The following is a 2,728-nucleotide window of genomic DNA, read 5'->3' on the forward strand; positions in this document are numbered from 1 at the left end:
GGCCCCCCCCCCCCCCACTTCAGGGCACAGCATAGTCGAGCATGCGTCGGAGTACAAGCATCTAATGCAAAATCCACAGTGCCCATTCATTTTCCACACCCGGCGTTTTCCCTGCCTTCAACTTGCCAAAACCCCAGATTGTGATAACAAAGAAGGGGTTTATGGTCTGGAAATATTTTGACAACTGAAGACACGCATCAGCGGGATCAATCTCAACATTGAACATCTATCGAAGATCGTTTGTTGATTGTTGAGGCCTGACCCCATCACAACGATATGTTTTCATCCAAGGGAAAGCCTCTTGCAGGCAAGCGCATCCTAGTGCCACCGGCTCGGCCGGAAGCCAACCCCCTTGTCCATATTCTCTCGAGGCGTGGGGCAGACACACTCGCGTTTCCGGCCGTCAAGGTCGCTCCACCTGAAGACTATGGCCCAATGGATAGAGCCATCCAGCGGCTTAAGGACTTTGATTGCGTCATCTTCTCCGGCAGCAACTGTGTAATAAATTTCTTGGAGCGCCTCGAAGTGCTCCAAGTTGGAAAGGCGGCTCTCGGTGAACTAAAGATTGTGGCAATTGGACATGGTGCCGTGTCTGCCCTGAAGAAGGAAGCCATTGAGGTGCACTATGTACCGAAACTCCATACTGCCGAGGGTGTTACTGCCTGTCTTGGGGAGATATCCGACTGGGCACTCCTGCTTGTCAGGGTCGAAGGGGCATCCCGAAACCTACCGAACAGGCTAAAGAGCTTGGGAACTCGGGTGACTGAAGTGGCCGGTTATCGGATGCTGGAAGAGGCCACTGTGGATATGGCTGAAAAGGCCTTCGGATGGAAGCTGGATGCCCTTGCTCTAGCGAATCCCTCGGCAGTGCGGTTTTTCTTAAAAGGGGTGGAGAAAGTTGGCCTCAACCTGGACGAAACCCTCAAAGATGTGACTATTGCCGCCGTGGGGCCAAGCACGGCAGAGGAGGCCGGGAGGTATGGGCTGACGCCCCATATCATCTCAAAAGGACACATCGCTGACCTGGCCGAAAGCTTGACCCAGGTTTTTGGCATACAGGGTAAGAACTAGTCGGGGAGTATGCGGACGCCCTTTAGTTCTATAGATTTGGCTGACGGCGCCGACGAAACATCTCGTCGTATGATTTTAGGGACGTTATTGACTAATTGTACATATTCAAAGAATAAAATCAGGCGATCAGGGTGACATCTTCAAAAAAGCGAATAGCTCATTACAATATTAAATTGATACCAGAATCTTGCGTGAAAATTGATGAGAAGCTGTTTTATTGCTGAATACAAAACGATTTAGGAAAAATTAATATTACAGAAATAATACCTAAATGGTAAAAAAGGATGAGGGTCATTTTTTCGCATCAATTTTCACCCTTCGGGCAAACTGGAGGCTTCCATCTGTTGCGTTATTAAGGGTTCGCAATAGTACACTATGGCTTCATCCTTAAATACCTTGCAGATGAAAGCTTCCAGCTCGTGCAAAATTCAGCTGATAAGAAAAAATGTCGCACTACTGGGTCTAAAGGACAGTCATGAAAAGAGAGAAGGTTAAATTCTCGAAAGGGAAAAGAAATGAGCTGCTGGCGGGCATCAGCCGGAGGGAGTTCTTAAAGTATTCCGGTGCTGCCGGAGGCGCTTTATTAATGAGTTTACATGGAGGTATGACAATGGCTAACTCCAGGAGTCGTGTTGCGTTTGTAAAAACAGAGGATCGAAAATCTGGTGTTCTCTCGTCAATAAAAGTCCTGAATATCAACCCTGTCAAAAACAAAAATGTTCTGATTAAGCCTAATTTCAACACCGCGGATCCGGTTCCCGGATCAACCCATAACGATACCCTGGTATCTTTGGTTGAAGAAGTCTGGGCAATGGGTGCCAAATCTCTTAGCCTTGGTGAACGAAGCTACCCGCCGACCCGCGAGGTAATGGAACAAAAAGGTATCATCCCACTCATGAAAAAACTGGATGTCAAGATCATTAATTTCGACGATCTGGAACGAAAAGACTGGTTGGAGGTCAAACGCGAAGACAGCCACTGGCAAAACGGTTTTAGAGTTGCACGCCCGATTCTTGAAGCTGAATGTCTGATTTCAACCTGCTGCCTCAAAACTCACCAGTACGGCGGGGTTTTCACCATGTCATTGAAACTGCATGTCGGCGTGGTTCCGACGAGTCGGCACGGTTTTGAATACATGCGGGAACTGCATGGGTCAGCCTATCAGCAAGAGATGATCGCCGAAATCAATGCGCCCTTCAAGCCCGACCTGATTGTTCTGGACGGGATTGAAGCCTTTGTGGACGGGGGCCCGATGAACGGAAAGCGAGCCAGGGGCAACGTATTTCTGGCATCGGATGATCGGGTTGCCATTGATGCGGTTGGGGTGGCTGTTTTAAAGACGCTGGGCAGTAACAATCAGATCATGCGGCCAAAGATTTTTGAACAAAAACAGATTGCCCGGGCGGTTGAGCTCGGCCTGGGGGCCCCATCTCCCTTGGAAATCGAAGTGGTTGCCGCCGACAACCAAAGCCTTGAATATAGGAATCGTGTAGTGGAAGTATTACATAAAGGCTGACCTTGCCGAACCTAACAAACACTGGCGACCCGGTTATTCAGAAATGGAGTTATCTTGGGGACGTCTATGATTTTATGCTTTACGTTGGCCGAAGAAGGTGATAATGACGAGGCATGCCAAGAAAAGCAAGGATAGACGCAC

At 48.8% G+C, this 2,728-nt stretch carries 2 protein-coding genes; both read left to right on the plus strand.

All coding sequences use genetic code 11. The features are described 5' to 3' along the window. Positions 1-276 precede the first annotated feature (276 nt). The gene (locus JW883_15350; GenBank protein ID MBN1843641.1) at positions 277-1,071 is read left to right on the plus strand and encodes a uroporphyrinogen-III synthase; all 795 of its coding nucleotides are present in this window, start codon (positions 277-279) and stop codon (positions 1,069-1,071) included. Between the two features lie 475 nt (positions 1,072-1,546). Beyond that, complete coding sequence (locus tag JW883_15355; GenBank protein ID MBN1843642.1) at positions 1,547-2,587, plus strand: DUF362 domain-containing protein; 1,041 nt, start codon at positions 1,547-1,549, stop codon at positions 2,585-2,587. The last annotated feature ends 141 nt before the right edge of the window (positions 2,588-2,728 follow it).

The organism is Deltaproteobacteria bacterium, from assembly GCA_016930875.1.
In the GTDB taxonomy this organism is placed as follows: domain Bacteria; phylum Desulfobacterota; class Desulfobacteria; order Desulfobacterales.

Excerpts from the sequence above, each read along its gene's own strand:
- JW883_15355 (MBN1843642.1), top strand. The coding sequence starts at position 1,547 with ATGAAAAGAGAGAAGGTTAAATTCTCGAAAGGGAAAAGAAATGAGCTG.
- JW883_15350 (MBN1843641.1), top strand. The coding sequence starts at position 277 with ATGTTTTCATCCAAGGGAAAGCCTCTTGCAGGCAAGCGCATCCTAGTG.